The organism is Streptomyces sp. MB09-02B (genome assembly GCF_033794485.1).
GTDB lineage: Bacteria > Actinomycetota > Actinomycetes > Streptomycetales > Streptomycetaceae > Streptomyces.
In genome coordinates, this window is sequence record NZ_JARGEE010000657.1 from 1 (window position 1) to 3,331 (window position 3,331).

A 3,331-nucleotide genomic window follows, 5' to 3' on the forward strand; every position below is an offset into this window, starting at 1 on the left:
TGTACGGCCCGCCCGCCCCCGACCAGGAACCGGACCCAGTGACGTGACCGTTCTCCTGCTCCTTCTCACCGCCGTGGCCCTGACCGCCGCCGTGCTGGGCCCCCGTGCCCTGGTGAAGGCGAGGTGGCCCGAGCGGGAACCCGTGGTCGCGCTGTGGGCGTGGCAGTGTCTGGTGGCGGCGGCGCTGCTGAGCTGTCTCGCGGCGCTCGTGCTCGGGGCGGCGGCGGTGTTCGAGACGGTGCGTACGCACGCCTTCGCGCCCGCGCCCCCGGCCGTGACCGCCGCGTACGACCTCACGGCCGCGCCGCCCTGGACGGCCGTACTGACGCTGGTGCTGGCCCTGGGGGCGGCCTGGAGCGGTGCGATGCTGGCCCGGGAGCTGGTCGAGGCCCGGCGTCGGCGGCGGCTGCGCCGCGCGCATCTGCGGGAGCGCGCCCCCGACCTCCCGGCCGGGCTGCCGCAGGCGAACGGGCCGCTGCTGGTCCTGGAGGACGAGTACCCGGACGCGTGGCTCATGCCGGGCGCCCCGCCCCAACTGGTCGTCACCACCGGCGCGTTGGCCAAGCTGAGCGACCGTCAGCTGGACGCCGTACTCGCCCATGAACTCGGCCACGCCCGCGCCCGCCACGACTGGCTGCTGCACCTGTCCACCGCCCTCGCCACGGGCTTCCCGCGCATCCCCCTCTTCGCCCACTTCGCCGACCAGACCCACCGCCTGGTCGAACTCGCCGCCGACGACACGGCCTCGCGTCGCTGCGGCCACCTCACCACCGCCCTAGCCCTCATCGAACTCAACCAGCATCGGGGCGTGTTGAGCTGCTCCAACACCCGCCGCCTGCTGGGCGACCGGGTGGAGCGCCTGCTGGAACCCCCGCCCCGCCTGGACCGCACCCGCCGTGCGGCCACCACGACAGCGGCCGGGCTCCTCGCCCTGCTCCCGCTCCTCATCGCGTTCGCCCCGGCGCTGGGGACGCTCTAGCCGTCCGATCAGCCCTCCGATCGACCGTCCGACTAGCCGTCCGATCAGCCGTCCGACTGGTCGGCCGACTGTTCCTGCAGGAAGTCCATCAATACGGCGGTGAGTTCGGCGGGGGTGTCCTCCTGGACGAGGTGCCCCGCGCCCGAGATCGGCTCGAACCGCGCCCCCGGGATACGGTCGGCCAGTTCGCGTCCCTTCGCCAGCGGGATCCAGCCGTCGTCCTCGCCCCAGCACACCAGCGCCGGGATGCCGATCTGCCCGTACCGGTCCTGGATCTCGTCTGTGTGGGCCTGGTTCGCCTGGGCGATCTGCCGGTAGAAGGCGGGCTGCCCGTGTTCGCCGAGCCACGGCTCGACGAGCCGGTCGAGGACGGTGGGGTGCAGCCCCGGCCCGCTGGCGGAGCTGACGTACTCCCGCACGAGGGCCCGGTGCAGCGCGGGCGGCAGCTGTTCGAAGACCTCGGCGTGCCGGCCGAGCAGCCGGAAGGAGGGTGAACCCCACGGGGCGAGCGCGACGGGGTCGACGAGAGCGAGCGCGCGGTAGCGGGCCCCGTGCAGCAGATGGGCCCTCAGGGACACCGCTCCGCCGAAGTCGTGCGCGACCACGAAGGGCTCGTCCAGCCCCCAGTGCGCCAGCAAGTCGGCGAAGACCCGTCCCTGAGCGGCCAGGGACACGTCCTGACCGGTGTGCATGTCCGACTCGCCGTACCCGGGCATGTCCCACACGAACACCTGGTAACGGTCGGTGTCGGCCAGCGCCTGGGCGATGCCGCGCCAGACGTAGGAAGAGAAGGGGGTGCCGTGGCAGAGTACGACCGGTTCCTGCCCGGCCTCCCCGATCGTGCCCCACCGCACGGCCCCCGACGCACTACGGAAAGTCTCAGTCAGCAGCACTTCGCTCATGGCTGTCGGTTACCCCACGGAACGCCGTCGTCACAGCGGCGAGCAGTGACTCCGGTTCCACGTACGGAGCTTGAGGCGTCGGCTCGGAGTACCAGCGCAGCGGATACGTGTTGCCGTCGAGGGCGGGGATGCCGACGTACGTCACCCTGCGCATGTTCGCGGAGTTCAACCCGAACCGCTGCACGCCCGGCAGCCACGCGTGCCTGTGCACCGTCCCCGGCCGCAGCAGGAAGTACACCCACCGGAACCCGGCCTGTTCGAGAACGACCGGCCCGGCGTCCCCGTCGGTCACCTCGACCAGCCTGTCCGCGACCAGCTCCCCGCGCCCGCCCTCGATGCGCACGGCGTCGAAGTGCACGCCGATCACGCGCAGCCGGTGTCCCGACACCGGTACCCACGGAGGCCGGTGAATTGCGTTCGTCATGGTCACACGGTGGCAATGCGCGGGCTACGCTCGGTAGCGACTGAGGTGATACACGACGGTGTGTATCGGTCGGAGGTGCGCGCGGTGTCAGCCCAGTACAACTCCCCCTCGCCGGTGGCCTGGCGGTACGGCGGCAACCAGATGAAGCGCTGGCGCACGAAGGCGAACGTGAGCCGCGAGCAGTTGGCCGAGGCCGCGAACTACTCGCCGGACACGATCAAATCCATGGAGCAGGGGGTAAGGATGCCGACCCCGCGGGTGCTGGATGTGGCGGACGAGTTGTGCGGGGCGCAGGGGTTGCTGAGCGCAGCCAAGGAGTACTTGCAGCGGGAGAAGTTCCCGGCGCGGGCTCAGGACTTCATGGAGCGCGAACGGGAGGCGATCAGCTTCTGGTCGTACGAAACCACGTACGTGCCCGGGCTGTTGCAGACGATGGGATACGCGCGGGCGCTGATCGAGAACCACGTCCCGGCGCTGGATGAGGAGACGGTGGAGGCGCGGGTCGCGGCTCGGATGGACCGACAGGCCATCCTCACCGACCGAAGGCCTCCCGTGAGCATGAGCTTCGTCATCTACGAGGCGGCCCTGCGCGGCACGCAGGTCGACGCGGAGCAGTTGGACCGCCTGTTGGAGGCAGCCCGTCTGCGCAACGTGGCGTTGCAAGTGCTCCCGTTCGAACGGGCCATCTCCGTAGGGCTCATGGGGCCGATGGTGTTGTTGGAGACTCACGACCACGAGCGATTCGCGTTCTCAGAAGGTCCGTTCGCCAGCGAACTGTCGGCCGATCCCGGTGTTGTCAGCCGCGCGACCGAGCGACTTAGCATGATCCGCGCCCAGGCCCTCAGTCCCGCTGAATCGGCCCGTTTCATCGAGCGGATGGTGGATCGCCATGAGTGACCAGCTGCAGTGGTTCAAGTCGAGTCACAGTGACTCGGAGGGCGGGAACTGCGTCGAAGTCGCGTTCCAACGTAAACAGTTGACTGTCCGGATACGCGACTCGAAAAACCCCACCGGCCCCACCCTCAC

The 3,331-nt window shown here is 70.2% G+C and carries 5 protein-coding genes; 3 read left to right on the forward strand and 2 right to left on the reverse strand.

What is annotated here, in order from left to right; genetic code table 11:
- Window positions 1–43: 43 nt before the first annotated feature.
- Window positions 44–979 carry a M56 family metallopeptidase gene (locus P1P70_RS42370; protein ID WP_319247506.1) on the forward strand — a complete coding sequence of 312 codons (936 nt, stop codon included), beginning with the start codon at window positions 44–46 and terminating at the stop codon, window positions 977–979.
- 44 nt (window positions 980–1,023) lie between these two features.
- On the opposite strand, the gene P1P70_RS42375 is transcribed toward P1P70_RS42370, so the two are convergent.
- Both P1P70_RS42375 and P1P70_RS42380 read right to left on the reverse strand, forming a co-directional pair.
- Entirely contained in the window at window positions 1,024–1,881 is an 858-nt protein-coding gene (locus P1P70_RS42375) for an alpha/beta hydrolase (protein ID WP_319247502.1), read from the reverse strand.
- Complete coding sequence (locus P1P70_RS42380) at window positions 1,859–2,305, reverse strand: hypothetical protein (RefSeq protein WP_319247504.1); 447 nt, start codon at window positions 2,303–2,305, stop codon at window positions 1,859–1,861. Before P1P70_RS42380 ends, P1P70_RS42375 begins: the two co-directional genes overlap by 23 nt.
- 141 nt (window positions 2,306–2,446) lie before the next feature.
- Here P1P70_RS42380 and P1P70_RS42385 point away from each other — a divergent pair, with 141 nt between their 5' ends.
- Together P1P70_RS42385 and P1P70_RS42390 are read left to right on the forward strand one after the other, a co-directional pair.
- Window positions 2,447–3,202 carry a helix-turn-helix transcriptional regulator gene (locus P1P70_RS42385; protein WP_319247508.1) on the forward strand — a complete coding sequence of 252 codons (756 nt, stop codon included), beginning with the start codon at window positions 2,447–2,449 and terminating at the stop codon, window positions 3,200–3,202.
- A partial coding sequence (locus P1P70_RS42390; RefSeq protein WP_319247509.1) for a DUF397 domain-containing protein occupies window positions 3,195–3,331 on the forward strand: 137 nt, incomplete at its 3' end. The genes P1P70_RS42385 and P1P70_RS42390, both read left to right, overlap by 8 nt.

What these genes read in the sequence shown, in the direction of transcription:
- P1P70_RS42375 (WP_319247502.1), bottom strand. Translation starts at nt 1,881, where the DNA reads ATGAGCGAAGTGCTGCTGACTGAGACTTTCCGTAGTGCGTCGGGGGCC.
- P1P70_RS42380 (WP_319247504.1), bottom strand. Translation starts at nt 2,305, where the DNA reads ATGACGAACGCAATTCACCGGCCTCCGTGGGTACCGGTGTCGGGACAC.
- P1P70_RS42385 (WP_319247508.1), top strand. Translation starts at nt 2,447, where the DNA reads ATGAAGCGCTGGCGCACGAAGGCGAACGTGAGCCGCGAGCAGTTGGCC.